This window comes from Halomonas sp. McD50-4 (assembly GCF_022348135.1).
Classification (GTDB): Bacteria; Pseudomonadota; Gammaproteobacteria; order Pseudomonadales; family Halomonadaceae; genus Vreelandella; species Vreelandella piezotolerans.
Genome location: NZ_JAKRFG010000006.1, coordinates 1 through 26195 on the forward strand (window position 1 = coordinate 1; position 26195 = coordinate 26195).

The following is a 26195-nucleotide window of genomic DNA, read 5'->3' on the forward strand; positions in this document are numbered from 1 at the left end:
GCGAGAAGGTCAGCTTTTCAGGTACCATTTTGGAAGCGGCTGTTGGTGCTTGATGGATTGGTTAGGTTCTTGAAATCATAGCACTTTCAGCCGCTTTCTTTTATACCCTGTGAGAAATCCGGGCTAGGGTGTAAAGGTGCAATCCATAAGGAGGTGACCTATGCATACTTCAGTGAATACTTCGCGTCTTGTCACGTTGAGCGCCATTGCTGCACTGACCATCGGGCTGGCGGGCTGTGGTTCCACGACCGGTGAGCGGGCCACCAGCGGTGCCGGTGTCGGGGCGGCGGTTGGTGCAGGGGCCGCTGCCGTGACCGGTGGTAGCGTCACACAAGGGGCTGTCATTGGTGGTGGTGTGGGTGCCGCCACGGGGGCAGCCACCGATGAAGAGGATATCAACCTCGAATAACTCACCTGCCTAGCGGCATAGGCTAAAACCGCGCATGCCTAGATGAAAGTGGTCGGCATGCGCGGCGTTGTACTCAGGACCAAGTACATTGCCGAACGTCTCACACGCGCCATCCCGCGCGGCTCGCAAAAACGCTCCCGCGTTACCCGTATCGTCCCAGTCGCTAATGAGCGATATTCGCTGGCCGTTCTCGAACTGAAACCCCACCACATCCAGCGCTTCGGCGGTCGCGTGCTCGCTACGTCGCCCCGTCTCACGGCCATATACGTTGCGGCAGGCAAAACTACCCACATGGTTCACTTGGGCGACCCGGCTACCCATGATGGCCTGTGCGGCAGGCTGCAACGCATGGCGTTCATACATCACCCACGCCAGCGCTAGCGGGCAGGAGGCCACGAAACTCTGGTTGAAGCGCACGCTACTGCGTTGCATGCGTACGGTATTGCTGAGTGGGCAGCTGGCGGTAGGGGTGTAATCGGCCAGTGGCGTGTAGCGCAGTTCGCCTTCGGGCACGGTGTCGAGCGCTGCGAGGCAGGCGGTGCGGTCGTCGTTCAAGCGCTTGAGCTTCAGTTGGGTAATGGGCGTGATAGGGTCATCGACGTGTAACTGCGCCCAGGGAGCCCAGTGCCGGGGAATCTCGATCATCCCTTTTTGCAGCGCCACTCCCAGCGCAATCAAGCATAAAATGAACAATGTGCTGCGCATGCTGACCTCCTTGCGGCTGTTTGGAAACGCTACAGTCCCTGCCATGGGTGTGCGATACTGCGCACCCTATGACGTCGGCAGTGGCCAGCCTGCGTGATGACGAACGACCATTTTGACTAACTAGGGAAGCGCTTCATGTCCCAGGGTACGCTGTTTATTGTTTCTGCCCCGTCGGGCGCGGGTAAAACCAGCCTCGTTCGTGAGCTGATCGAAAGCCTGGACGGTATTCAGGTGTCGGTGTCGCATACCACGCGTGCCAAACGCGAAGGTGAGGTCAATGGCGTCAATTACCACTTTACCCAAGTGCCTGACTTCGAAGCGATGATCGACCGCGGCGACTTCTTCGAGTATGCCAAGGTCTTCGACAATTACTATGGCACTTCGCGTCAGTCGGTCCAAACCTTGCTAGACGCGGGGCAAGACGTCATCCTAGAGATCGATTGGCAGGGCGCGCAGCAGGTACGCGAGCAGATGCCTTCTGCCGTGTCGATCTTCATCCTACCGCCATCGCGTAGCGAGCTGGAGCGACGTCTCTCCAGCCGTGGCACCGACGAACACGCGGTGATTGCCCGACGCATGCGCGATGCAGTCAGTGAGATGTCCCACTACGACGAGTACGACTACCTGGTCATCAACGACGACTTCACCACGGCGCTTCAGGAACTCCAATCGCTGGTGATCAGCCGCCGCTTGACGCGCGCCACCATGCAGGAACGCCACGCGCCGCTGCTCGATGCACTCTTGTCACAGGCGCCTAGCGTCGAGTAATCTATCAGGTCCTATCACCACTCTTTTCGCTGGGTCGGCGACGTTGTTCAACAACGCCGGCCCGGCGTCGTCATTACAGGAAGGCCCCATGGCTCGCGTAACCGTTGAAGATTGTCTGGAAAATGTAGAAAACCGCTTCAAACTGGTGATGATTTCCACCCAGCGTGCTCGCCAGCTGGCCCGCGGCTCCCGCGATGCTCAACTGCCCTGGGAAAACGATAAGCCCACCGTCATGGCGCTGCGCGAAATCGCCGCAGGCCTGGTGGATCACAGCGTTCTGGACGAGCCGGTCGAAGCGCCGGTGCGCGCGCGTCCCGCCATGACGCCTAGCACTCAAATCGACGATTAAGCAGGCAGCGATTAGAGGCGCGGTACATGTTCACCATCGATGACCTGGCCGATCGACTCGGCGGCTACTTACCCCCGGACGAGATCCAGCAGGTCAAGCGCGCCTTCTACTACGCCGAGCAGGCCCACGATGGCCAGCGCCGCCGCTCGGGTGAACCTTACGTCACCCATCCGCTGGCGGTCGCCAATATTCTCGCCAACATGCACATGGACCATCAAAGCCTGATGGCCGCCATGCTGCACGACGTGATCGAAGACACCGGCGTGTCCAAAAAAGCCCTGGCGGCCCAGTTCGGCAAGCCGGTAGCCGAGCTCGTCGACGGTGTTTCCAAGCTTACCCAGATCACCTTCGAAGACAAAGCCGTTGCTCAGGCGGAAAACTTCCAGAAGATGGTGCTGGCGATGTCGCGGGATATTCGCGTCATCATCGTCAAGCTGGCCGACCGACTGCACAACATGCGCACCTTGGGCGCGTTACGCCCTGACAAAAAGCGCCGCATCGCCCGGGAAACCCTGGAAATCTATGCGCGTATTGCGGGTCGGTTGGGTATCAATACCATTCGTGTCGAGCTGGAAGACCTCTCGTTCCAGGCGATTCACCCCATGCGCGCCGAGCGTATCAAGCGCGCCGTGGCCAGTGCGCGGGGCAATCGTCGCAGCGCCATGCGGGAAATTCAGTCATCTCTGCAGCAGAGCCTCGACGATGAAGGCCTGAAAGGCACGGTGATTGGTCGCCAAAAGCACCTGCTCTCGATCTACAAGAAGATGCGCGATCAGCGTAAGCCCTTCATCGAGATCATGGATGTCTTCGGTTTTCGGATCATCACCGAAGACGTGGCGAGCTGCTATCGAATCCTAGGCGTCGTGCACAACCTTTATAAGCCGGTGCCGGGGCGGTTCAAAGACTACATTGCGATTCCCAAAGCGAACGGCTATCAAAGCCTGCACACTACGCTGTTTGGCCAGCGGGGCATGCCCATCGAAGTGCAGATCCGCACCCGAGAGATGGAAGCCATGGCCAATAACGGGATCGCTGCCCACTGGCTCTATAAAGCCGGCCAGACCGCGCACCCGATTGCCGAAGGTAGCCACGCTCGCGCCCGCGCCTGGGTGAAGGGGCTTTTGGAGATGCAGCGCCACGCGGGGGATTCGCTGGAGTTCATCGAGCACGTCAAGAACGACCTGTTCCCCGACGATATCTACGTGTTCACCCCGAAAGGCGACATCATGGAGCTGCCCCAGGGCGCCACGGTGATCGACTTCGCCTACAGCGTACACACCGATATCGGCAATAACTGCATCGCCTGCCGGATCGACCGTCACCTCGCGCCGCTCTCCACGCGGCTGGAAAGCGGCCAGACGCTGGAGATCATTACTGCCCCCGGCGCGCGTCCCAATCTGGCGTGGCTGAATTTCGTCACCACGGCCAAGGCGCGCTCCGCCATTCGCCATGCGTTGAAGCATCAGCAGCAGGCGGAGGCGGTGATGCTGGGCCGTCGACTGCTCAACAAGGCGCTGGCACCGTTCGAAACGAGCCTGGAAGAGCTCGACGAAAGTATCTTCGAGCAGGCGCTCGAGCAGCTGGACGCACCGTCGCTGGATGCCTTGCTCGAGTCGTTGGGGTTAGGCAACCGCATGGCGCACGTGGTCGCGCGTCGCTTGGTGGATGTCGCCCATGGCGACAGCTTCGATAAGACACTGTCTGACAGCAACGACAAGGCCGTGGTCATCAGCGGCAGCGAAGGCATGGTGATCAACTTTGCCCGTTGTTGCCACCCCTTGCCCGGCGACCCGGTGGTAGGACATCTCTCGGTCGGTAAAGGGCTGGTGGTACACCGCAGCGAGTGTAAAAATCTCGCCGAGCGTAAAAACGATCCCGAAAAGCTGTTTGCGCTGGAGTGGTCGGAACACATCGACGAAGACTTCCCGGTGGCACTGCGTATCGAAATCGAAAGCCGCCGTGGCTTAGTGGCCGAGCTGGCGGGACTGGTGACCGATGCCGATGCCAATATCGAGCGCATTGGTATCGAAGAGCGCGACGCGCGCCTCTCCACCGTCAATCTCACGCTGTCGGTCAAAGGGCGTGTCCACCTCGCCCGCATCATTAAACGCATCCGTAACCTGCCCAACGTTGGCAAAATTACCCGTACCGCTAACTAAACACCCATGCGTCGACGGCTGGCGTTTCACGCTGGCAGCGTCAGCCATGGCGATAATAAGCAACGTTTCATTTTTACAGGAGAAGGACACCCAATGAGCAACAAAGCGGTTATCAACACAGAAAAGGCCCCTGCCGCCATCGGCCCTTATTCCCAGGCCATCAAAGCAGGCAACACGGTGTATCTGTCGGGCCAGATTCCGCTCGACCCAGACACCATGGAAATCGTCTCGGACGATTTCGAAGCTCAGGCGCGTCAGGTCTTTACCAACCTGCAGGCCGTGTGTGAAGAAGCCGCTGGGTCGCTGGGCGATATCGTCAAGCTCAACCTCTATTTGGTCGATCTGGACAACTTTGCGATCGTCAACAAGGTGATGGAAGAGTTCTTTTCCACGCCGTTCCCGGCGCGTGCGGCGGTCGGCGTGAAGGCGCTGCCCAAAGGCAGCCAAGTAGAAGCCGAAGCCGTGATGGTGATCGGCGACTAAACGGCGTGACACCGACGCATACAAAAAGAGCGAGCCTATGAGGCTCGCTCTTTGCGTTTTCTAGCGTTCCAATCGACTCGCGGCTGGAGCGCTAGGCTTTTTGCAACTCTAAAAAACCGCCCTCTTTCAACACCTGGGCATAGCCCTCTTTGTAGGTCGGATAGCGGAAGGTGTAGCCAGTTTCGAGAATACGGCGGTTGTCGCAACGCTTGCTGGCACGACGGCGCAGCGGCGACTGCATGGTGTCGGTGGACTCCACCTTCAACTGTTTGGCCAACCACGCCATCACGTTGTGCATGGTCACCGGTTCGCAGTCGCTACCGAGATAAAGGTCGGCCAGCGGTGTGCCGCTCTCCTGGCAGCGGATCAGGTGCGCCAGAATGCCGGTGCAGTCGTCCCGATGGATGCGGTTGGAGTAGATCACCGGCGTGACGGCGGCCAGTCGGCCTTCGGCCACTTGGTGAATCAAACGATCACGCCCTGGGCCATAAATACCGGAGAAGCGCACCACGGTGCCGGGCAGCGGGTGATTGAGCAGCGCCTGTTCGGCCTCGCACATCAGGGTGCCGGAGAAACTAGTGGATTCCGTGGGGCTCTCCTCGTTGACCACCTCGCCCTCTTGCTGACCATAGACACTGGTAGAGGAGACGAAGAAGATGCGCCGTGGCGGTGTGTCGTGCTGCTCCAGTACGCTGAGCACACGCTTGAGACCGTCTGGATAGGCGCTTTGGTAAGCACTCTCTTCGAAGCGGTCTGCACTGACGGTGTAAATCACGTAGTCGGCTTGGGGCAGGGCGCTGGCGTCGGCTCCTTCCAGGTCGTTGAGATCGAGGGATAGCGGCTCGATGCCGGTATGCTCTAATGCGTTGGCTTGGCGGCGCACACCTATCACGCGATGCCCATCGTTTAGCAGCTCTTGTCCAAGCGTGACGCCGATGTCTCCACAGCCGATAATCAGTACCGTTAGTTTCACCTTGCTCACCCCTCTTGATAAATATTCCCTATCAGATACAAAGTCCCTATGAGATGTGCCATCTTCAATAGGGCTTGTCTGTCCTTTTCCGTCTCGCTAACACGATGACTCGAGCTGCAACGAGAGGATGCCACTGGCATTGCTATGACTTTAACAGAACTTCGCTACATCGTAACCCTTGCCCAAGAGCGCCATTTTGGCCGCGCCGCCGAGCGCTGCCATGTTTCCCAGCCGACGCTCTCGGTCGCCGTGAAAAAACTCGAAGACGAGCTGGACATTCCGCTGTTCGAACGCTCTAAATCCACCGTGCAAGTCACGCCCTTGGGCGAAAAGATCGTTGCCCAGGCCCAGCGCGTATTGGAACAGAGCGGTTTGATCTACGAGCTGGCCAGCGCGGGCAAAGACCAGCTCGCTAACCCGCTGCGCATCGGCGCGATTTATACCATTGGACCTTACCTATTCCCCCATTTGGTGCCAGCACTGGCCAGCGCTGCCCCGCAAATGCCGCTGTATATCGAAGAGGGCATGACCGGCACGCTGCGCGCCAAGCTGCGTAGCGGCGAGCTGGACGTGATCATCGTGGCCCTACCGTTTACCGAAACCGACGTGGTCACCAAGCCGATCTACGACGAGCATTTCGAGGTGTTGATGCCTGCCAGCCACCCGTGGGTCGAGCGCGAGGCGATCCATAAAGAAGATCTATTAGAAGAGCGGCTGCTGCTGCTGGGCGAAGGCCACTGCTTCCGCGACCAAATCCTCGAAGCTTGCCCGGCGATTACGCAAAAGCTCAACAGTCCCAACAATACCCTGATTGCCGAAGGCGGTTCGCTCGAGACGATTCGCCATATGGTGGCGTCCAAACTCGGCATTACCGTGCTGCCGCAGTCGGCGCTCGGCACCGACCAGTACGAGAACGCCATGCTGGTCAGCCGCCCCTTCGTAGAACCAGCACCCTCGCGCACGGTGGCCATTGCCTGGCGAGCCAGTTTTCCGCGCCCGAAGGCCATCGATGCCTTGGCCAACGCGATCAGCCAGTGCCAGCAGCCGGTGCATAAGGTGAAGCAAGTCCCATGAGTGAGCTGTCCGCACCGGTGACGGCGCTCAAGGGCGTAGGCGAGGCGCTGGCCATCAAGCTGGCCCGCCTAGGTGTGGAGCGCGTGAGTGATCTGCTGTTTCACTTGCCGCTACGCTACCAGGATCGCACGCGACTTACCCCCATTGGCCTGCTGCGGGCAGGCCATGAAGCGGTGGTCGAGGGGGAAGTGACCGCCAGCGATATCGTCAAAGGGCGACGGCGCAGCCTGCTGATTCGTCTGCGCGACGATAGCGGCATTTTGAGTCTACGCTTTTTCCACTTCTCGCCTGCGCAACAGCAGCAGCTTCGCCCCGGCGTGACCGTTCGGGCGTTTGGCGAAGCTCGGGCAGGCGCCACAGGGCTAGAGATCTATCATCCGGAATACCGCCTTAGCGGTGGCAGTGAAACGCCGGTGGAGGAGTACTACACGCCGATTTACCCCACCACCGAGGGGCTGCACCAAACCCGTCTGCGGGCGCTGACCCAGCAGGCGCTGCGCCTTTTAGAGCAAGCGCCCGAAGCGTTACCCGATGTGATTCCCGATGCCCTGCGTCAGCGCTTCCAACTGCCGGGGCTGCACGCTAGCTTGCAGCTATTGCACCAGCCGCCGCCGGACGTGGATTTGGAGCAGCTGGCCCATGGTCACCACCCCGCCACGCGGCGCCTGGCACTGGAAGAGCTGTTGGCCCATCAGTTGAGCCTGCGGGAAGTGCGCCTGCGTATTCAGGCCGACGGCGCACCGGAGCTACCGTCGGGGCGCAGCCTGCAAACGCGCTTTCTGGCGCAGCTACCGTTTGCGCTCACCGGTGCCCAGCGTCGGGTGCTGGAAGAAATAGCCCTCGACCTGGCCCGCCCCGCGCCCATGCTGCGCCTTGTGCAGGGGGACGTTGGGTCGGGCAAGACGGTGGTGGCGGCCATGGCGGCGCTCTCGGCGCTGGCGGGCAACTGCCAAGCGGCGATGATGGCACCCACGGAGATCCTCGCCGAACAGCACTACCGCGCCTTCAAAGCGTGGTTCGAGCCGCTGGGCATCGAAGTGGCGTGGTTGGCAGGCAAGCTAAAGGGCAAGGCGCGGCTGGATGCCAAAGCCGCCATTGCCGACGGCCGAGCGCGGATGGTGGTGGGCACCCACGCGCTGTTTCAAGACGACGTGCATTTCCAGTGTCTGGGGCTGGCGATCATCGATGAGCAGCACCGTTTTGGCGTTCACCAGCGCCTTGCCCTGCGGGAAAAGGGCGAAGCCGGTGGACTGACGCCCCACCAGCTGATCATGACCGCCACGCCGATTCCCCGCACCCTGGCGATGAGCGCCTATGCGGACTTGGACGTCTCGGTGATCGACGAGCTGCCGCCGGGACGCACGCCGGTGAAAACCGTGGTGGTGTCGGACGAGCGCCGCCCCGAGGTGGTCGAGCGTATTCGCAACGCCTGCCGTGACGGTCGCCAAGCCTATTGGGTGTGTACGCTGATCGAAGAGTCGGAGGCGCTGCAGTGCCAGGCCGCTGAAGTGACCCGCGATGAACTCACCCAGGCGCTGCCCGAGTTGGCCATCGGGCTGATTCATGGGCGTATGAAGGCGGCCGAAAAAGCCGAGGTGATGGAGGCCTTCAAAGCCGGTGAGCTCGACCTGCTGGTGGCGACCACGGTGATCGAGGTGGGAGTCGACGTGCCCAACGCTAGCTTGATGATCATCGAAAACCCTGAGCGTTTGGGGCTTTCCCAGCTTCATCAGCTGCGCGGCCGGGTGGGACGCGGCAGCACCGAAAGCTTCTGCGTGCTGCTGTACCACCCACCGCTCTCCAAAAGCTCTCGGGAACGGCTCGGCGTGATGCGGGAAACCACCGACGGCTTCCGTATTGCTGAAAAAGACTTGGAAATCCGCGGCCCTGGCGAGGTATTAGGGACTCGCCAAACCGGCCTCGCACAGATGAAAATCGCCGATCTAGAGCGCGATGCCGACCAGCTAGAGCGGGTCACCGCCCTGGCTCAGGCGCTCCAGGGCAACACCGAGGTCACTGCCCTGCTGGTGCGCCGCTGGCTGGGCGAGGCGGCGGGCCGCTACGGGCAGGTGTAATGGCGGTGTAGTGAAGTGGCATCGAGGCGTGGCCAAGGGTCACGTGGCCGTATCGAGGGCGTGCAGCGACTCTGCGTTCGAATCGGTCAAACGATGGGCGGCATCGCTCAAGGGGCCAAGCTGCTCGGCAATCAGGCGCAGCTGGCTTTGAATGGGTCGATAGAGCGTGATGGCATTCTCTTCTCCGCTGCCGCCGTGCTCACCTAGCTGGCTCAGCAGCTCGTTGGCAGGCGCGGTCAGCGGCTCCACGGGTAGGCGTTTATCCAGCTGTTCCGCTAGCTGTTCCAGTAAGGCGCTGATCCGCTTGGCCTGCGGCACGAGGGTGGCATCGTCTTCATCCTCTGCCAGCCGGTGGCGGTGGGCACCTAGCGCGGAGAGGTGGCTGAGCAGCGTGTTGGAGAGCACCAAAAAGCGCAGCCCGTTGTCGGCATCCTGCTTCCGGTAGTGCCCTGGCTCGTGGAGCATGTTGGTGAGCAGGGTCGAGAGCGCCGCATCCGCGTTGTGCGCATTGCGCCGTGCCAAGCGGTAAGCTAGGTCGTCCTGCTTGCCCTCTTCGTACTGGTGGACGATTTCGTCCAAGTAGCGGCGGTGGTTGGTCAGCACCTTGGCGGCCTCACGGTAGAGGCGGCGGCCCTGCCAGTCCGGCAGAATGAAAAATACCGCCAGTCCCGCAATCAGCGAGCCGATCAACGTATCGAACAGCCGCGGCCAGATAAGGTCGAAGCCATCCCCCACCTGATTGAAACTGCACAGCACCAGCAGGGTGATCGAGGCCGTGGCGATCACGTAATGCTTTTCACGATTGGCAAAGAATGACACGCCCGCCGCCACGGCAATCATGCTCTGGATTAGCGGCTGGGGAAACAGGCTGATGGAGGCCCAGCCTGCCACCAGCCCGAGTACCGTGCCCACTATCCGCTGGGAGAGAAAGCGCCGCGTGGTGGCAAAGTTAGGTCGACATACGAACAGCGTGGTCAGCAAAATCCAGAACCCTTGCTGGGGATCGAGCCATTGCAGCAGCCCATAGCCCGCCACTAGCGCGGTGGTTAGGCGCACCGCGTGGCGAAAGGTAGGCGAGCCTAGCGTGATATTGAGCCGCACCCGTTTCCAGGCCTCCTGCAGACTCGAAGGAGAGCGGTCGTAGAGCGCGCTATCCCGGCGTTCGTCGTCGGTATCCGGGTTGTGGGCGCTGGCAATCTGCGCCTCGAGCGTGGTGAGGTTGTCCGCTAAGGCATTCAACGGGCGCATCAGTGGCCGCCATTCGGGCTTGCCGCGCTCGCTCAGATTATCGATCGAGGCGCGCAGGTCGGCTAGCGCCTGCTCGCTCTGCTCGTGGCTAAAAGGGCGATTCAGCAGCAGCGATTTGGCCAGCTGGCGGCAGGCGCGGCCCTGCTGGTCGAGTAGCCGCTGGCAGCGAAACAGCACATCGTGGTGGAAAAAGGCGTCAGTAAGCGCGCTGTAGGGGTAGTGGGTGGAGCTGGCCCGTTCGTGGATATCCTGGGCGATAAAGTAAATTTGCAGGTAGCGGTTGAGCTTACGGTTGCCGCGCTGGCCCTCCAGGCGGCGAAAAATCATCTCCTTGGCTTGGTTGAGCGCCTCCACCACTTGGCCGTTCTGCCGTGCTAATGCCACGCGGCGAGCTTCGACATCCACACCGCGTACCGGCTCGAACAGCGCCGACTTCAAGATCAAGAACTCCCCCAGGGCTTTGTAGACCCGCGCCATGCTCTGCTTGACCGGCTGGCGGGAGAACAGTGCACACCACACCACGGAAATCGCGCCGTACCAGGCCGCTCCGGCCAAAAGCAGCAGCTGGCGCGAGGCGACGTCTTCATCCACGCCACCGTGCTGCTCGATATTGATCATGGAGTAGATCGACAGAATCAGCGTACCCGAGGCAATCGTCGCGTAGCGCTGGCCAATCGCCCCCAGCATGATCAGCGTGAAGGTAGAGAGCGCCAAGCCGACCGCAAATAGCCACGGCCACGGAAACAGCCACTGCACCACGAACGACGCCGATGCAAAGCAGAGCAGCGTCACTACCAGTGCCTGCAAACGCCCTTGCCAGCTATCGTCGGTCTCGGAGAGGGCACTGGCAATGATGCCCAAAAATAGCGGAATGACCAGTGCCACATCCCCCGCTAGCCCGCTCAACAGCAGCGCCCCGCTGAAGGCGATGAACACCCGCAGGCTGTAAGCGAACTTGTCCAGTGTCCAAAGGCGGCGCAGGGAATGGGTCAGGGGCATAGAGGCTCGTGTGACAAGTGATGTTAGACTTTAGTCTTGGTTAGTATAGAGGCATCGCAACGATGATGTCGCTCTTGACCTATCAACGCTAATGCTATCGCGGCCATGTGTTCTAAAAATTAGTGCACCAAAACGCTATGATTGAAACAGTAACCTTTCGATACTCGGAGTGACTCTAAAAAAAATAGGATCACTCCCATGGATCTAAAACTGCTGCTGGACTGGCGTCTACATCTTCTGGTGATACTGACGTCGATGTTTTCCGAGTGGATCGGCATCATTCGGATTCCGCTTGGGCCGGGAACATTACTACTATTACCACTCCTCTACGCGTTTATCATTGGCGTACTCTTCAATCCTCATCTCTTTTCAGCAATGGGCAAGGCCATTCCCAAGCCGGTGAGTCATGCCGCGGGCCCCATCATTCTGATCGCCATTTTGCCGTTCATTGCCAAGTTTGGCTCCACCATTGGGCCAGCGATCGAGCAAATTATCGCGGCGGGTCCTGCGCTGATTCTTCAAGAGCTGGGGAATCTTGGCACCATGCTGATCGCGCTGCCCTTTGCGGTACTCGTGCTCAAAATGGGCCGGGAAGCGATTGGTGCGACCTACTCCATTGCCCGCGAACCCAACATTGCCATTATTTCAGACCGTTACGGGCTAAGAAGCCCTGAAGGCATCGGCATTATGGGCGTGTACGTGGTGGGTACTATGTTCGGTACGCTCTACTTTGCCCTGATGGCGGGCTACATCGCCTCGCTAGATATCCTCGATATCCGCGCGCTGGCCATGGCCTGCGGTGTCGGCAGTGGCAGCATGGTAGCGGCATGCTCGGCAGCGTTGGCAGAAGCCGTCCCTGCCGCCAAAGATGAGCTGCTTGCCTTTGCCGGCGCCAGCAATCTGCTCACCTACGCCACCGGATTGTATGTATCGCTCTTTATTGCGCTACCGGTCACCGAGTGGATGTTTACGCGTTTGAAGGGTACCCGTCAGGAGGTTCGCCATGAAAACTCATGAGAGCACCGTCGATCAGTTCGACGCTGAGGCATTAAAAGAGCTGCGCCCCGAACAGCAGCTAGGTAAAACAGCCCTTGTGCTGGCGGCTGTCTGTGTGGCGGCGTGGTTTAGCAACATCGTCAACGGCTCGCCTTTGTTGGATGCGCTGCCTGGCATGCTAATTTTGTATGTCATGGTCATCATCGGCTTAGTGGTCGGGCGGCTATGCCCTTTTTATCTGCCTAGTGTGGCGTGGGTCTCGCTGATTAGTATCATCGCGACGCTCCCCGTCTTTCCGGGTAACGGCTGGATCATTGGGCAGTTGGCAGAGGTGAATTTCTTGGCGGTGGTCACCCCCGTACTGGCGTATGCCGGACTAGCGCTGACCCACCGTGAATTCTCGATGTTCAAGCAGACCGGCTGGAAGCTGGTCATTGTGGCCCTTCTCGTCTTCACCGGCACCTTTATTGGGTCGGCGGTGGTGGCTCACGTGATGCTTTAAGGAATACAAAACATGGCGACGTCAATACCCTTGCCTGATAGTAAAGAACTCACCGCTTGGCGACACGATTTCCACCAGCATCCGGAAACGGCGTTCGAGGAGCAGCGCACGAGTGCACGTATCGCCGCGCTGCTCGGTGAGTGGGGCTTTGAAGTGACCACTGGAATCGCTGGAACGGGCGTGGTCGCCGCGTTAGACGGTCAGCAGGGTGAAGGTAAAACGATCGGCCTTCGGGCCGATATCGATGCCCTGGATATCCGTGAAGAGACCGGGCTTGCCTACGCCTCGCAGACGCCGGGCAAGATGCACGCCTGCGGTCACGACGGCCATACCACGATGTTGCTGGGGGCGGCCTGGGCGCTGAAGCAGCAGCCCGACTTCAAAGGGCGGGTGGTGTTCATCTTCCAACCCGCCGAAGAGAACGAAGGCGGTGGCCGTGCCATGGTGGAGGACGGCCTGTTCGAGCGCTTTCCGATGGACGCGGTGTACGGCCTGCACAACTGGCCTGGGCTGCCCGTTGGTGTGGCAGCGGTGCACGATACCGACGTCATGGCCGCGTTTGATATTTTCAGCCTGACATTGACCGGTAAAGGCTGCCATGCAGCGATGCCGCATCTAGGCATTGATACGGTGCTGGCGAGTTGCCAACTGATCAGCCAACTGCAAGGCCTGATAAGCCGTGAAACGCCACCGGATAAATCGGCGGTGCTGAGTGTGACCAGCATCAACGGGGGAGACACGTTCAATGTGATTCCCGAGCAGGTGGCGCTGCGCGGCACGCTACGCTGTTTCGATATGGCGCTGAAAGAACGCCTAGAAGCGCGTTTCAAACAGGCGATTGCTAGCTTGGCCGACTTCCATGGTTTAGCCGTTGAGCTGGATTACCAGCGTTGCTACCCCGCCACGATCAATACGCCAGCGCATGCCCAGCACTGCGCAACGGTATTAGCGGGCTTGCTAGGCCAAGAAAATGTGTTGCGTAACCCGCCACCTAGCATGGCGTCCGAAGATTTCTCGTTCCTGCTTGCCGAACGGCCCGGTGCTTACATCTGGATGGGCAACGGTGAGGACTCGGCGTCGCTGCATAACCCCCACTACGATTTTAACGATGCGCTATTGCCGCTAGGAACGCGCTACTGGGTGGAGTTGGTCAAAGCGCTCTTGGTCTAAATAGCCAAACGATTTAACTCGCGTTATTCGCTTCCTTATGCCCACTGGGTAGGGGAGCGTCTACCCAGCATTCAGCGTTTTCTGCACTGTAAGGAGTTTTGTGATGCCTCAAACCTCAAGGTCTTTATCGTTGACGGTGATTGGGTTGGGACAGATGGGCGGCAATATGGCGCTCACGCTTAAAGCAGCAGGGTTTGCTGTAACCGGCACGGATGTCTTTGACGCCGCGCGTACCAAGCTCGCATCACTTGGCTTGAATGTTGTGACGCCTGATGCCCTACCAGCCAGTGATGTCTACCTTCTATCGCTGCCGACCTCAGCCCATGTGCGTGTGGTGCTTGAAACCTCCCCTGGTTTACTCGCGCGGGCGCCTCGGGGCAGTGTGATTGTCGATACCTCTACCAGTGACCCTGCCATGAGTCGTGAATTGGCTGAAAAAGTGATGGCCGCAGGGCTTCATTGGCTGGATGCCCCGGTCAGCGGCGGCCCCAAAGGGGCGGCCAGCGGCAAGCTAGGCATGCTGCTAGGCGGCGATGAAACCACCATTGAACGGGTCAGGCCGATGTTGGAGGCGATGTCCGCCAAATGCACCCATGTTGGTGGCCCAGGCAGCGGCCATGTGGTGAAACTGGCCAATAACTACCTGTGTGCGGCGCACCTGATCACGACCGCCGAGGCAGTTGCCATGGCCGCCCAAGCCGGTGTTGACCCCGCTGCTTGTCTGGCAGGCATCAATAGCGGCTCCGGGCGTAGCGCTATCAGTGAGGTGAATTTCCCCGAGTGGGTGCTGAGCGAGCGCTTCGACTCTGGCTTTACCACGGGATTGATGCGTAAAGACCTGCGCCTGGCGCGGGAGGCGGCTGAGCAGTTGGGCCTTCCTTTACCGCTGCTACAAATGGTTGTCGATGCTTGGCACGACAACACCGAACAGCCCACCGATAGCGATGACTTCAACCATATCACCACGCCGATTTTAGCCCGTGCCAGCCAAGCGGAGGGTAACCAATGAATTCACTTAGCCAACACGCCAGCGACCAGCTTGCCGCACTCCTAAACGGCTTTGGGTTAGCGGCAAAAACGCCGTTGAGCAACTGGATCGATGGTGATCTGGTGGCCGGAGAAGGTGAAGAGATCACGCTGATCAACCCGGCGACGGGGGATGCGCTGGTCAGCTACCGCGATGCGGGTGCGGGCTTGATTGAGCGGGCGACACAAGCGGCGCAGCGGGGGCAACGCGAATGGATGGCGCTGACCGCCAGCGAGCGTGGGCGGCGCATGAATGCTGCCATACGTGCGCTAGAGGGCCATGAAGAAGCGCTGGCGCAGTTAGAAAGCGTGGTGGCCGGTAAGCCCATTCGTGACTGCCGGGCCGAAGTAGGCAAAGTGCGCGAGATGTTCGAATACTACGCGGGCTGGTGCGACAAGCAGCACGGCGAGGTCATTCCAGTGCCTACCTCGCATCTTAACTATGTGCGCCACGTGCCCTATGGAGTGGTGGGGCAGATCACGCCCTGGAACGCGCCGATGTTCACCTGTGCCTGGCAGCTGGCACCGGCCATGGCGGCGGGCAACGGGGTGGTGCTGAAACCTTCCGAGCTGACCCCTTTCACCTCGGTCGTGATTGCCAAACAACTCGAACGTGGTGGGCTACCTAAGGGGTTGATCAATATCGTCAACGGGCTAGGCAAAACGACCGGCGCGGCGCTGACCGACCATCCCGCCATAGGCAAATTGGTATTTGTCGGCTCGCCCCAAAGTGGACGGATGATTGCCGAGGCGGGGGCCCGCCGCCTGGTGCCCAGCGTATTAGAACTGGGCGGTAAATCCGCCAATATCGTGTTTGCCGATGCCAAGTTAGACGAAGCGGTAGCTGGCGCCCAGGCGGCCATCTTTGCGGCGGCGGGCCAAAGCTGTGTGGCAGGATCGCGCCTGTTGATCGAGCGTTCGGTATTTGAGCAAGTCACTACGCGTTTGGCTCGCGCGGCGGAGCAGATTCACGTGGGCCTGCCCAGCGATGAAGCCACCCGTATGGGGCCGCTGCAGAATCGTCGTCAATTCGAGCAGGTAACGCGCATGATCGAGGCCGCAGAAGCGCAAGGCGCGAGAGTGCTGACGGGTGGCAAACGTCCTGAAGGTTTGCCTGACGACGCCCAGGGCTATTTTATCGCGCCTACCGTGCTGGTGGATGTCACCCCTGATATGGAGATTGCCCAACAAGAGGTCTTTGGGCCAGTGCTCGTCGCGATGGCCTTTGACAATGAAGAGGAAGCCATTCGATTGGCGAACGACACCCGCTTTGGTTTGGCGGGGGCGGTATGGAGCCAGGACGTGGCGCGGGCACATCGTGTGGCCGGTCAGCTGCGCGCTGGCACGGTATGGATCAATAGCTACAAGGCCATCAGCGTGATGTCACCGTTCGGTGGCTTTGGCGACAGCGGTTTTGGTCGCTCCAGCGGGTTGGATGGCCTACGCGAATACACCGTGCCGCAAAGCGTCTGGGTGGAAACCGCGCCAGAAGCCAGCGTGGCGTTTGGTTATGGCAGTGGCGTCGGCTGATCTAACGCCGGGTCGCGGAAGGCTTGCATCCAGCGCTGTAGATGGCGCAGTAGCAGGATGCTGGCCTTGGGCTGTTGGCGGCCTACACGGGTGACCATGTGGGCCTGGGAGCGCTGAAATAGCGGGTGATCGACGGGGCGTGCTACCAGCGTTCCCGCTTCCAGGTCGTGGGCGACGGCAAACGCGGGCAGCAGGGTAATACCCATGCCGCTGCGGACATATTGCGCCAGAATCACCATGGAGTTGGTATTCATCGCCATGCGGGGGGCAATGCGAGCCTGCTGGAAAGCTTGATCGACCATTTGACGCACGCCATGGGTGGTATCCCACATGGCCATCGGCTGATCGCTAAGCTGAGTTAGCGTGAGCGGGGTGGCTTGGCAGGTTAAGGGATGACTGGGCGGGAGAATCGCCATCAGCGGCTGCGGGCTGGAGGCCCAGAAACGAAGTTGGGGATGGGTGCGCTCATGGAACATCAAGCCAATGTGGCTGTGATCGCCCACCACCGCCTCGATGATGCCCGAGGTACCCGCCGTGTGGATGTCGAGCTGAATGCCCGCATAGCGTTGAGTGAACTCATGCAGAGGAGAAGCCACCAAGTCGCTGACAAACCCTTCGCCAACGGTCAGGGATATCTTGCCGGTCTCCATGCGCTGATAGGACTCCAGCGAGGCAATGAATCCTTCATCGAGGGCGCCACGACGTTCACAATACTCAAGCAGCATCTCACCTACGGGAGTAGGTGAGATGCCGTCGCGCTGGCGCTCCATGAGCGTCGCACCCAGGGCCTCTTCCAGCAGCGCAATTTGCCTGCTGACGGCCGAGGGAGCGATATCCAAGCGCGCTGCCGCTCGGCGCACAGAACCAGATTCCAGGGTAACGCGGAAGTACACTAAGCGTTGATGAGGTATGTCCATCGATAGCCGTTATACCTCTGCGGGATTGCCCCTTGACTGTTCGTTCCATGCCGCAAAGCTTGCTACAAATACTTCAACAATTTTTGCAGCTTGTTCATATCGGAGGAGTCGCCGACGAGGCGGACGTCTCCTGCCACCATGCCGTCTAGAAACGCCTGCTGGGTAGGCTTCTTGAGAATACGCAGCGCCGCGTCTTGATCGCGAAAGCGCAGCTCAAGATCTAGATCGACGGGCAACCCCTTGCCGGTGGTGATGCCGTTAGGCGCCATCCGGTAGTAGCGGGCGGTGCTTAAGTCTTCCGTAGCGACACCCCAGTCCAGGCCGCGCATGCGCTCGAGCTGCTCACGAAAGCGCGGCTTGCGGCGCAGGGCTCGCTTGAGCATAAAGCCCAGCAGCCACAGCGTCAGCGAAAGCTTCATTAGGAAACGGCGTCCTTGAGCGCTTTGCCTGGCTTGAATGCCACGTTTTTGCTGGCCGGAATCTGCAGCGGTGCGCCGGTTTGCGGGTTTTTACCGGTGCGGGCAGCGCGCTCGCGAACGGTAAAGGTGCCAAAACCGATCAAGGCGACGTCTTCGCCCTTGGCGACGCTGTTGGTGATTTCGTCCAGAATGACGTTGAGCACTTGGCCCGCTTTGTCTTTGGACAGGTCAGCACTTTCAGCAATCGCGGCAGCGAGTTCAGGTTTGCGCATAAAGGAATCTCCCTTGTGAAAAAACAGACATCAATGTTGTTGGTTGCTCGGCTTACCCCAGCAGGCGGAGCTTTTTTAGCCTAGTCGCGAACGCGGCGAAAATCAGCCTAGCAGGGTGGGGGCGGCTCTGGAAAGCTCCACTTTCCTTCTCACACAGCCGCCTGTCAACGCAAAACCAATCAAACGACCGTCTTTATCTTCGGCCAAGGCGGTGAAATCGTCACCGTCGCCTTCGATTCGCCAGCGTTTGGGTGGCTGCGTTGGTGGGTAGGCCACGATGGGCAGTAGCGGCGTTTTGACCACCACGGGCCATGCGCCAAAGCGAACCGCGGTAGGCGTGCCGGTGAGCGTCGCCGCCAACGCTTTAACGCTGGCTTGCAGCGGCTGGACATACATGGCGTTCACACCGTCGATACAGGCCGCATCACCCAGGGCATAAACGTTAGGCTGGCGAGTGCGGAGTTGGCGGTCGACGTGAATGCCGCTGGCACTTACGGTTAGGCCAGCGGCCTCTGCTAACGCCGTGCGTGGTATCAAGCCGGTGGCGAAGAGGACGAGATCTACCGCGTGCCGCTCGCCGTTATCCAAGTGCAAAGCTACGGCGTTGTCGGCCGCTTGGGAAAGCGTGTCCAAGCTGCGCCCTAGTGCGAGGCGAATGCCTGCCGCGTGAAACGCATTGGCCAGCGCATGACCCAGTGGTTCGGGCAGCAGCCGCGGCAGTGGGGCGCTCTCCGGCGCGATTACGGTGAGTTGGTGTCCGCCTGCGTGCAAGTCATTGGCGAATTCACAGCCAACGAGCCCGGCCCCAATGATCGCCACGCGGCTCGGCTGAGTGAGTGCTTCATGCAGGTGCCGGTAGTCGTCTAAGTCATTGACGGTAAAGCAACGCTCCGCCAGTGCGCTGGGCACGCTGAATGGCCTGCGAGGGGCGGCACCGGTGGCCAGCACCACGTCATCGTAACGAAGCGTGGCGCCGCTGCTCAGGTGTAGCGTTTGGTTGTCCACATCTAGATGCGTCACTTGGGTGTGGGTAATGACCTCGGCTTTGAGTTCGTCTGCCAGTGCACTGGCATCGCGCTGGGCGAGCTTGTCGGGGCCGAGGCGTTTGGCAAAGCCGGTGGAAAGCAGGGGCTTGCTGTAGTCATCGCCGCTGTCTGCACTGATCAGCGTGATAGTGCGTGTATCTCCCTGGCGTCGCAGGGTACGCGCTAGGCCCACGCCTGCCATGCCGGTTCCGACGATCGCCAGCGCAGCTGAGTGAGGAGAGGGCGTGGAAGAGGTCGTGTGTGAGTTGGGCATACCGTCCCCTGACGTCGGTGGAACAAAAGCCTACAAACCACCATGTTACACTAGCTCACTCTCAATTGACTGCCCTGGAGGCCTAGGTGACCGCCCCCGAGTTTTCACTCTTTCCTCAGTGGCTGCCGGTGGCCGCTGCTCGGCCAGCCATGAGCGCGCTTTGGTGGCAGTGGGTCGCCTCCACGGATTCGTTGACCGCCCGCCTGATGGCCGCCGGTAAGCCGGGCGCATTTCGGGTGCGCGTGTTGCGCCAGACCATCGGCCTGCCCCAGCGCGATGAAGCCCTTGCCCTGGGCATTGCACACCGCCGCTATGCGTGGCTGCGTGAGGTGGCGCTGTGTATCGATGATACGCCGTGGGTCGTGGCGCGTTCGGTGGCACCGCTTCACCACCTGCAGGGCAAAGGGTTGGGCAACTTAGGTGAGCGTTCGCTAGGCAGCTGGCTATTCCAGAAGCCTGATTTGGTGCGCGGGCCGCTGGAAGTAACGTCGGCCGCGCCGCCATTCAACCGGCTGACGCTGGGATCGTCGTCCAGTAGCCTTTGGGGGCGGCGCTCCGTCTTTGAGCACGGCGGGCTGTCGTTGCTGGTGCAGGAGTACTTTTTATCCACCATGACAGATGCACTGGGCCTGCCGTCGCGCTAGGCTAACGCAGCGACTTTTTCGACGAGGTAAGCATGAGCATGGACCGTTCTCTGTTGCGCCCAACCGGGTGGGCCCGCCTGACCGATTTCCTACAGCTAATGCGCTTGGACCGGCCGATAGGTACTTGGCTGTTGATGTGGCCAACGCTATGGGCGCTGTGGATCGCCTCGGACGGGGTGCCGGGCCGCGATGTACTGCTGATTTTCATTGCCGGGGTGTACGTAATGCGCGCGGCAGGTTGCGTGGTGAACGACTACGCCGACCGCCACTTCGATGGCCACGTAAAGCGTACCCAGCAGCGGCCGCTGGCCACCGGCCGTATTAGTGAAACCGAGGCGCAGCTGCTATTCGTGGCGCTGGTGGCGGCGGCCTTCGTGTTGGTCCTGTTGACCAATTGGTTTACCGTGCTGCTCTCCTTCGGCGGTGTGCTGCTAGCGTTCATTTATCCCTTCATGAAGCGCTATACCCACTTTCCCCAAGTGGTCCTGGGGGCGGCGTTCTCCTGGGCGATTCCAATGGCGTTTGGCGCCGTGCTTGGCGAGGTGCCACTCGTGGCGTGGCTACTGTTCAGCGCTAACGTGCTATGGACAGTGGCCTACGACACCCAATACGCCATGGTCGATCGCGATGACGACCTGAAGATCGGCATCAAATCCACGGCGGTGCTGTTTGGCAGTGCCGACCGTCTCATCATTGGCTTGCTGCAGCTTGCCACCCTGGCGTTGTTGATTTGGGTGGGGCTGATGGCGAGCCTGGGCGGTTTCTTCTGGCTCGGTGTGGTCGGAATGGCGGCAACCTTTGCCCATCAACAGCGTTTGATCGTTCACCGGGAGCGTGATCGCTGTTTCCAAGCGTTTTTGAATAATCACTGGTCGGGGCTCTTGGTCTTTGCCGGCATTGCTCTAAGCGAGTGGCCCGTGGCTGGCTAATATTGCTGGGTGTCATAGAATTGTCATTAAGTCATGGTGTTATCGTCACAGACATGTCACTGAACCGTTTTCGCATACATGAGCTTTCTTAGCACACCGTGAGGCCCTGGAATGACCGCCAAGACCGTACTGATCGTCGATGATGAGGCGCCCATTCGCGAGATGATCGCTGTGGCGCTGGAAATGGCTGACTATCGCGTGCTTGAAGCGGATAACGCCCAGGATGCCCACGCGATGGTCGTAGATCATCAGCCCGACCTGCTGCTGCTGGACTGGATGATGCCTGGCACCAGCGGCATCGAATTGGCACGCCGTCTCAAGCGCGAAGAGGCTACTGCGGAACTGCCGATCATCATGCTGACCGCCAAGGGCGAAGAGGATAATAAGATCCAAGGTCTGGAAGCGGGCGCCGACGATTACATCACCAAGCCGTTTTCGCCCCGTGAGCTGGTAGCGCGCCTGAAAGCCGTTCTGCGTCGGGCGACCCCGCGCGGCGTGGAAGATCCCATCGAAATCAATGGGCTGCTGTTAGACCCGGTGAGCCATCGTGTTAGCGCGCATGGCAAGGCGCTAGAGATGGGCCCTACCGAGTATCGATTACTGCAGTTTTTCATGACCCACCAAGAGCGTGCCTATACCCGTAGCCAGCTTCTCGATCAGGTGTGGGGCGGCAACGTGTACGTAGAGGAGCGCACGGTGGACGTGCACATTCGCCGGTTGCGTAAGGCGCTAGGGGAGGCGCACCAGAATTTGATTCAAACAGTGCGGGGCACTGGGTATCGTTTCTCTGCTCGGGTGTAGTCGTGCGCCTGTGGAGCCGTGAATGGTGGCGCATTACCTGGCTGGCGCTATTGGGCATGTGCCTGGGGTGGCTGGTGGGGTATCCCGGTGTGGGGCTCGCCGCTGGCCTCTTATTCTGTTTGATTTATCACTTGCGCCAATTAAAGGCGCTGTTCCAATGGCTGACGCTTCACCCTCACGATGAGCCGCCCGCGGCAACGGGGCTTTGGGGTGAGCTTTTCGATCGTCTCTACCGCTATCAAAAGAGCCAACGCATCACGCAAAGCCGCCTGCGGGCGACCCTTGCGCGTATTCAGGAATCCTCGGAAGCGATGCGTGATAGCGTCGTGATGCTGGATCGGCATGGTGATTTAGAGTGGTGGAACAGCGCGGCTACCGAGATGTTGGGCCTGCAAACCGCCCATGACCGCGGGCAGCATATTACCAACTTGCTGCGCGACCCACGCTTCATTAGCTACTTCAATGCCCGGGAGTATGGCGAGCCGCTAACACTCACCTCACCCATCGATGAGCGGCGTATTCTGCAGTATCAAATCACGCTCTATGGTGATGACGAGCGCTTGGTCATGGCCCGGGACATTACGCGCTTGCATCGCCTCGAACAGATGCGCCGTGACTTCGTGGCCAACGTGTCTCACGAGCTGCGTACACCGCTGACCGTGCTGTCGGGCTACTTGGAAACCTATGGCGATTTGAAAGAGCTGCTGCCGCCCCGTTTGGGCAAAGGCATCGGTCAAATGGAGGAGCAGACCAAGCGCATGCAGAACTTGGTCAACGACCTGCTACTACTCTCTAGGCTCGAAATCGATCGAGGGGGAGAAGATCACCAGCCGCTTGCCGTCGGGCCGATGCTGGAGAGTATTCGCCGCGATGCGCTGGCGCTGTCTCACCAGCAACACAGCGTGCAGATCGTACTCGATTGCGAAGCGCGCCTAATCGGCAGTGAGCAGGAGCTGCGCAGTGCGATCTCCAACTTGGCATTCAACGCAGTGCGCTATACGCCGGAGGGAAGTCAAATCACGCTCCGCTGGGCGGCTCTGCCCAATGGCAGTGCCTGCATCGAAGTGGACGACGACGGTGAAGGGATCGATCCGGTCCATATCCCGCGTCTCACCGAACGCTTCTACCGCGTCGATAAGGGCCGCAGCACCGCCACCGGTGGCACTGGGCTGGGCCTAGCCATTGTAAAACACGTTCTCCTGCGCCACGATGCGCAGCTCCAAGTGGAGTCGTTGCCCGGTGAAGGGGCACTGTTCCGTTGCGTATTCCCGGCCACTCGGGTGGTCAACGATTAAAAGCGCCGCTCGGCCACTTGTTTCACCGGCCTCACCTCGTACACTCAATCCTTCCTCATTCGTCGATTTGCATAATCTATGTACAAGTGTGTCATATTGGCATGTAAGCATGGTCAAACACCGCGCATGTGCCATATGTAGCCAATTAACTCGCTATGAAATCGCGGCTGAAGCTATTTTGGCATGGCTTTATTTTTTTATAAACTATTGTATTTATATGTATTTTTCTATTTTTTTGAAATTTTGGCATGTCGGATGCAAAAATTCTGGTAAGGAAGATTACCGCAGGAACTGGTAAGACATGAAGTCGCTCTTCCTTACTAAAGCGGTATTTCACAGCGATCGAGGAGGCGGAATATGATGTCCAAGGAACTACTCAAGAAAGCTGGTATTTTAGGTGTAACGTTTGGTTTGGTAGCAAGCCCATTGGCTTTTGCCCAAGAGCCTGCTGACCCGGCCGACAATATTTCTCCAGATGAGCAGCCGGTAGAATCTCAATCCAGCAATACTGGAATGACATCTGATCATGGCAACCAAGATTTAACCCATGACGAAGGCGATAACGCCAGCGATATGGAGCCGAATTCCATGAGCGATGACTCGGATGCGACATACGACAGCACCGAAGAGCTTCAGGAAGAAAATAGCGGCATGTAAGTTGTAACATTTATTTGCAAAGCTGTTAAAAACTCTTACGCTTAGGAGTGAGCATTTAAGGGGCAAGGATGTCCTATAGCAAGGATGCTCAAAGTTTCATGGAAAGAATCAGATAACGATCAATACGCTGGTCAGGGGATATACCAAGGTTGGCACCCCGCAAAAGGATAGGAAGCCAGACGTCAGTATCGTTGACAAGTAAGAGTGACCAAGACCCCGCCCTGCGGGGTCTAATTTTTTGTGCCTGCGGCATATGCAGAGGGTATGTAAGGTTTTCTTTAGAACGAGCCTGCATGAAAGTCTGCGGAATCTTTCTTAAGGTGAGTCATTCTGCGCCACGTACACGGCGCATGTGTCATTATTGCACAATATATTTGAGGTATTTTTGACGTTGCTGCATTATATTGCGCACAATGTAATTTGTATAAATACATGTTTATAAAATAATTTTTTATTTTCTATGTAATTTGGCATCTTGTGTGCACTAACTAGGTGTTAAGTTAGCCATTAGTCGTAGGCGCTCATGTGTTCTGGTTCTGGCCTACGCCGACTGGCTCCACGTTAAAGGAGTACGTAGCGATGTTATTTAACGAGTTAGCGAAAAAGACGGCTGTTCTAAGCGTTGCATTCGGTTTGGTTGCAAGTCCAATGGCCTTTGCCCACACGTCCATTGAATTGAATAAAGACCGTTCTGCAGGTCACGATATTATCGAGCCAAGCTCGCACAATACGTCAGGTCCGGCCCAGTACTCTACTAGTGACCTGATCCATGACGAAGGTGACACGCTGGATTACTCTACGTCTAGCAGCGCCAACGACTCAACCGATACAGCCACCCGCAAAACGGGCTATGACGCCAATGAGCTGAACCGCGACGAAGGTGACGGTATCCGTTGGTAAGCTCAGCGCTATATCCCTAAAACCCCGCCTAGGCGGGGTTTTTTGTGTCTATGCCTCCCACTGACGCGACGTCAAGGATTCACTACATCCTGTGTGCCGCGATAATGCCCGTCCCACATGAGCACTGCTCCTGCGACGGCGCCGGGTATCAAAAACAGGTTGGCAAGGGGAATCCAGGTAACCAGCATGATCAACCCGCCGTAGGTAAGGCTGGGCCACCAGCGTCGCGAGAGGCGGCTGCGCATATCACGAAACGTGACTTTGTTATTATCCATTGGATAATCCAGATAGGTGATCGCCATCACCCAGGCGGAAAACAGCGCCCACAAAAGCGGCGCAAGTAGGTTGAGGCCGGGAATCCAGCTGAGCATGAACAGCGCCGCCATGCGCGGCAGAATATAGCCCAGCTTGACCAGCTCGCGCCCCAGTGCGTCGATGGCCGTTTTAGCCAGTCCGCGATCGTCCAGCGGTTCCCGCCCGGTGGCTTGTCGCTCGACTTTTGCGGCAAGAAAGCCGTAAAACGGTGCGGCAATGAGGTGAGTCACGAGGGTGAAGGTGAAAAAGATCACCACCAGCAGGCTAACGAAAAAGAGCGGCCAAATCAGCCAGGAGAGCCACTCCAGCCAACCGGGCACCATGGTCATGGCGCTATCCAACCAGCCTGAAAAGCCCTGGAATACGACGCTGAGCATACTGGCGTAGACGATGAGGTTGACCAGGATGGGGAGGAAAATGTAGCGCCGCAGCCCTTTTTGATACACCAAACGCGTGCCTTGGCTCAACGCCGTGATGGCATCCACCATGTTGTCTCCTTTAAAAACGCCCAGATGAGTCATCTGGGCGTATTGCAGGAGCAATGACCTGTCAGGTCAAGGCTTTTTCAGCATCTTCTGATCTAGGGTGTCGGGGTCGCTGTGGCGAATATCCAAGCCTTTCACCAGGTAGACCACGTACTCCGCCAGATTATTGGCGTGGTCGCCCACGCGCTCCAATGCTCGGAGAACCCACATGATGCTCAACACGGAACTGATCGAGCGCGAGTCTTCCATCATGAACGTCATCAGCGAGCGCATGGCGCTGCCGTATTCGTCATCCACGGACTCGTCTTCCCGCACGACCTGCATGGCAAGCTCGGTATCGAAGCGGGCAAAGGCCGTCAGCGCATCGCGTAGCATCTTACGCACGTGTTCACTGATATGTCGCACTTCTACCAAACCACGAATACTGCTGCTGTTCTCACTCAGCAAAAGTGCGTTACGGGCGATTTTGCTGGCTTCGTCGCCTATCCGCTCGAGATCCGACGTGGCGCGAATGACCGCTAGTACCAAGCGCAGGTCAGAGGCGGCTGGCTGACGACGCGCTAGGACGCGGGTACATTCGTCATCGATCTGTAGCTGCAGGTCGTTGACCTGGCGGTCGTTGTCACGCACTTTTTCGGCGAGACGGCTGTCGCCTTCCAGCAGCGCGTGAACGGCATCTTGCACCTGTTTTTCCACCAGACCGCCCATGGCCATCAGGTGGGTTTTCAGCTCTTCCAGCTCCTGGTTGAACTGGCGAGAGATATGCTGGCTGTGGGTATCGCTCGTAATATCCATT

The 26195-nt window shown here is 59.0% G+C and carries 27 protein-coding genes; 18 read left to right on the top strand and 9 right to left on the bottom strand.

What is annotated here, in order from left to right; all coding sequences use genetic code 11:
• Nucleotides 1-160: 160 nt before the first annotated feature.
• Nucleotides 161-409 carry a hypothetical protein gene (locus MHM85_RS08870; RefSeq protein WP_139526129.1) on the top strand — a complete coding sequence of 83 codons (249 nt, stop codon included), beginning with the start codon at nt 161-163 and terminating at the stop codon, nt 407-409.
• Between the two features lie 9 nt (nt 410-418).
• Here the strand turns inward: MHM85_RS08870 and MHM85_RS08875 are convergent, their stop codons facing one another.
• Nucleotides 419-1114, bottom strand: coding sequence for an extensin family protein (locus tag MHM85_RS08875; RefSeq protein ID WP_239285758.1), 696 nt, complete (start codon nt 1112-1114; stop codon nt 419-421).
• Nucleotides 1115-1249: 135 nt separating this feature from the next.
• On the opposite strand from MHM85_RS08875, the gene gmk reads away from it, so the two are divergent.
• The 4 genes from gmk to MHM85_RS08895 all read left to right on the top strand — a co-directional run bounded on the left by gmk (nt 1250) and on the right by MHM85_RS08895 (nt 4873).
• Complete coding sequence (gmk, locus tag MHM85_RS08880; RefSeq protein WP_153843578.1) at nt 1250-1882, top strand: guanylate kinase; 633 nt, start codon at nt 1250-1252, stop codon at nt 1880-1882.
• A gap of 88 nt (nt 1883-1970) precedes the next feature.
• Entirely contained in the window at nt 1971-2231 is a 261-nt protein-coding gene (gene rpoZ, locus MHM85_RS08885; RefSeq protein ID WP_139526126.1) for a DNA-directed RNA polymerase subunit omega, read from the top strand.
• A 26-nt stretch (nt 2232-2257) separates the two neighbouring features.
• Nucleotides 2258-4390 (top strand): RelA/SpoT family protein, encoded by a 2133-nt coding sequence (locus MHM85_RS08890; RefSeq protein ID WP_139526125.1) that lies wholly within the window; start codon nt 2258-2260, stop codon nt 4388-4390.
• 93 nt (nt 4391-4483) lie between these two features.
• A complete protein-coding gene (locus MHM85_RS08895; RefSeq protein WP_139526124.1) occupies nt 4484-4873 on the top strand; it encodes a RidA family protein in 390 nt (129 codons plus the stop codon).
• Nucleotides 4874-4964: 91 nt separating this feature from the next.
• Here MHM85_RS08895 and MHM85_RS08900 read toward each other — a convergent pair whose 3' ends face one another.
• Nucleotides 4965-5846 carry an SDR family oxidoreductase gene (locus tag MHM85_RS08900; RefSeq protein WP_139526123.1) on the bottom strand — a complete coding sequence of 294 codons (882 nt, stop codon included), beginning with the start codon at nt 5844-5846 and terminating at the stop codon, nt 4965-4967.
• Between the two features lie 144 nt (nt 5847-5990).
• Here MHM85_RS08900 and MHM85_RS08905 point away from each other — a divergent pair, with 144 nt between their 5' ends.
• Both MHM85_RS08905 and recG read left to right on the top strand, forming a co-directional pair.
• Nucleotides 5991-6920 (top strand): hydrogen peroxide-inducible genes activator, encoded by a 930-nt coding sequence (locus MHM85_RS08905; RefSeq protein ID WP_239285760.1) that lies wholly within the window; start codon nt 5991-5993, stop codon nt 6918-6920.
• Complete coding sequence (recG, locus tag MHM85_RS08910) at nt 6917-8995, top strand: ATP-dependent DNA helicase RecG (RefSeq protein ID WP_239285762.1); 2079 nt, start codon at nt 6917-6919, stop codon at nt 8993-8995. Before MHM85_RS08905 ends, recG begins: the two co-directional genes overlap by 4 nt.
• A 39-nt stretch (nt 8996-9034) precedes the next feature.
• Here recG and yccS read toward each other — a convergent pair whose 3' ends face one another.
• A complete protein-coding gene (gene yccS / locus MHM85_RS08915) occupies nt 9035-11242 on the bottom strand; it encodes a YccS family putative transporter (RefSeq protein ID WP_153843576.1) in 2208 nt (735 codons plus the stop codon).
• Between the two features lie 198 nt (nt 11243-11440).
• Between yccS and MHM85_RS08920 the strand changes: the two genes are divergently transcribed.
• From MHM85_RS08920 to MHM85_RS08940, 5 genes are all read left to right on the top strand, one after another.
• Nucleotides 11441-12259 (top strand): DUF3100 domain-containing protein, encoded by an 819-nt coding sequence (locus MHM85_RS08920; protein WP_139526119.1) that lies wholly within the window; start codon nt 11441-11443, stop codon nt 12257-12259.
• Nucleotides 12246-12740, top strand: coding sequence for a hypothetical protein (locus MHM85_RS08925; protein WP_139526118.1), 495 nt, complete (start codon nt 12246-12248; stop codon nt 12738-12740). Before MHM85_RS08920 ends, MHM85_RS08925 begins: the two co-directional genes overlap by 14 nt.
• Before the next feature lie 12 nt (nt 12741-12752).
• Entirely contained in the window at nt 12753-13910 is a 1158-nt protein-coding gene (locus MHM85_RS08930; RefSeq protein ID WP_139526117.1) for a M20 aminoacylase family protein, read from the top strand.
• A 103-nt stretch (nt 13911-14013) separates the two neighbouring features.
• Nucleotides 14014-14919, top strand: coding sequence for an NAD(P)-dependent oxidoreductase (locus tag MHM85_RS08935; protein WP_239285764.1), 906 nt, complete (start codon nt 14014-14016; stop codon nt 14917-14919).
• Complete coding sequence (locus MHM85_RS08940) at nt 14916-16466, top strand: aldehyde dehydrogenase family protein (RefSeq protein ID WP_139526115.1); 1551 nt, start codon at nt 14916-14918, stop codon at nt 16464-16466. The genes MHM85_RS08935 and MHM85_RS08940 overlap by 4 nt, the downstream gene beginning before the upstream one ends.
• Here MHM85_RS08940 and MHM85_RS08945 read toward each other — a convergent pair.
• From MHM85_RS08945 to MHM85_RS08960, 4 genes are all read right to left on the bottom strand, one after another.
• On the bottom strand, nt 16445-17383 hold the full coding sequence (locus MHM85_RS08945; RefSeq protein ID WP_139526114.1) for a LysR family transcriptional regulator: 939 nt from the start codon (nt 17381-17383) through the stop codon (nt 16445-16447). The two genes, MHM85_RS08940 and MHM85_RS08945, sit on opposite strands and share 22 nt — an antisense overlap.
• Before the next feature lie 62 nt (nt 17384-17445).
• Complete coding sequence (locus MHM85_RS08950; RefSeq protein WP_044629301.1) at nt 17446-17802, bottom strand: hypothetical protein; 357 nt, start codon at nt 17800-17802, stop codon at nt 17446-17448.
• Nucleotides 17802-18074 (bottom strand): HU family DNA-binding protein, encoded by a 273-nt coding sequence (locus MHM85_RS08955; RefSeq protein ID WP_018918476.1) that lies wholly within the window; start codon nt 18072-18074, stop codon nt 17802-17804. Before MHM85_RS08955 ends, MHM85_RS08950 begins: the two co-directional genes overlap by 1 nt.
• 102 nt (nt 18075-18176) lie before the next feature.
• Nucleotides 18177-19373 (bottom strand): FAD-dependent oxidoreductase, encoded by a 1197-nt coding sequence (locus MHM85_RS08960; RefSeq protein ID WP_139526113.1) that lies wholly within the window; start codon nt 19371-19373, stop codon nt 18177-18179.
• Nucleotides 19374-19459: 86 nt separating this feature from the next.
• On the opposite strand from MHM85_RS08960, the gene MHM85_RS08965 reads away from it, so the two are divergent.
• From MHM85_RS08965 to MHM85_RS08990, 6 genes are all read left to right on the top strand, one after another.
• Nucleotides 19460-20017: a chorismate lyase gene (locus MHM85_RS08965; RefSeq protein ID WP_239285766.1), complete on the top strand. Its 558-nt coding sequence runs from the start codon at nt 19460-19462 to the stop codon at nt 20015-20017.
• 38 nt (nt 20018-20055) lie between these two features.
• A complete protein-coding gene (ubiA, locus tag MHM85_RS08970; RefSeq protein WP_139526254.1) occupies nt 20056-20946 on the top strand; it encodes a 4-hydroxybenzoate octaprenyltransferase in 891 nt (296 codons plus the stop codon).
• Nucleotides 20947-21057: 111 nt separating this feature from the next.
• On the top strand, nt 21058-21747 hold the full coding sequence (gene phoB / locus MHM85_RS08975; RefSeq protein ID WP_054640735.1) for a phosphate regulon transcriptional regulator PhoB: 690 nt from the start codon (nt 21058-21060) through the stop codon (nt 21745-21747).
• Between the two features lie 2 nt (nt 21748-21749).
• On the top strand, nt 21750-23042 hold the full coding sequence (phoR, locus tag MHM85_RS08980) for a phosphate regulon sensor histidine kinase PhoR (RefSeq protein WP_139526112.1): 1293 nt from the start codon (nt 21750-21752) through the stop codon (nt 23040-23042).
• Nucleotides 23043-23399: 357 nt separating this feature from the next.
• Nucleotides 23400-23699, top strand: coding sequence for a hypothetical protein (locus tag MHM85_RS08985; protein WP_343218331.1), 300 nt, complete (start codon nt 23400-23402; stop codon nt 23697-23699).
• A 579-nt stretch (nt 23700-24278) separates the two neighbouring features.
• A complete protein-coding gene (locus MHM85_RS08990; protein ID WP_139526111.1) occupies nt 24279-24599 on the top strand; it encodes a hypothetical protein in 321 nt (106 codons plus the stop codon).
• Between the two features lie 71 nt (nt 24600-24670).
• On the opposite strand, the gene cysZ is transcribed toward MHM85_RS08990, so the two are convergent.
• On the bottom strand, nt 24671-25402 hold the full coding sequence (gene cysZ, locus MHM85_RS08995) for a sulfate transporter CysZ (protein ID WP_139526110.1): 732 nt from the start codon (nt 25400-25402) through the stop codon (nt 24671-24673).
• Nucleotides 25403-25468: 66 nt separating this feature from the next.
• Nucleotides 25469-26194 (bottom strand): phosphate signaling complex protein PhoU, encoded by a 726-nt coding sequence (phoU, locus tag MHM85_RS09000; RefSeq protein WP_139526109.1) that lies wholly within the window; start codon nt 26192-26194, stop codon nt 25469-25471.
• Between the last annotated feature and the right edge of the window lies 1 nt (nt 26195).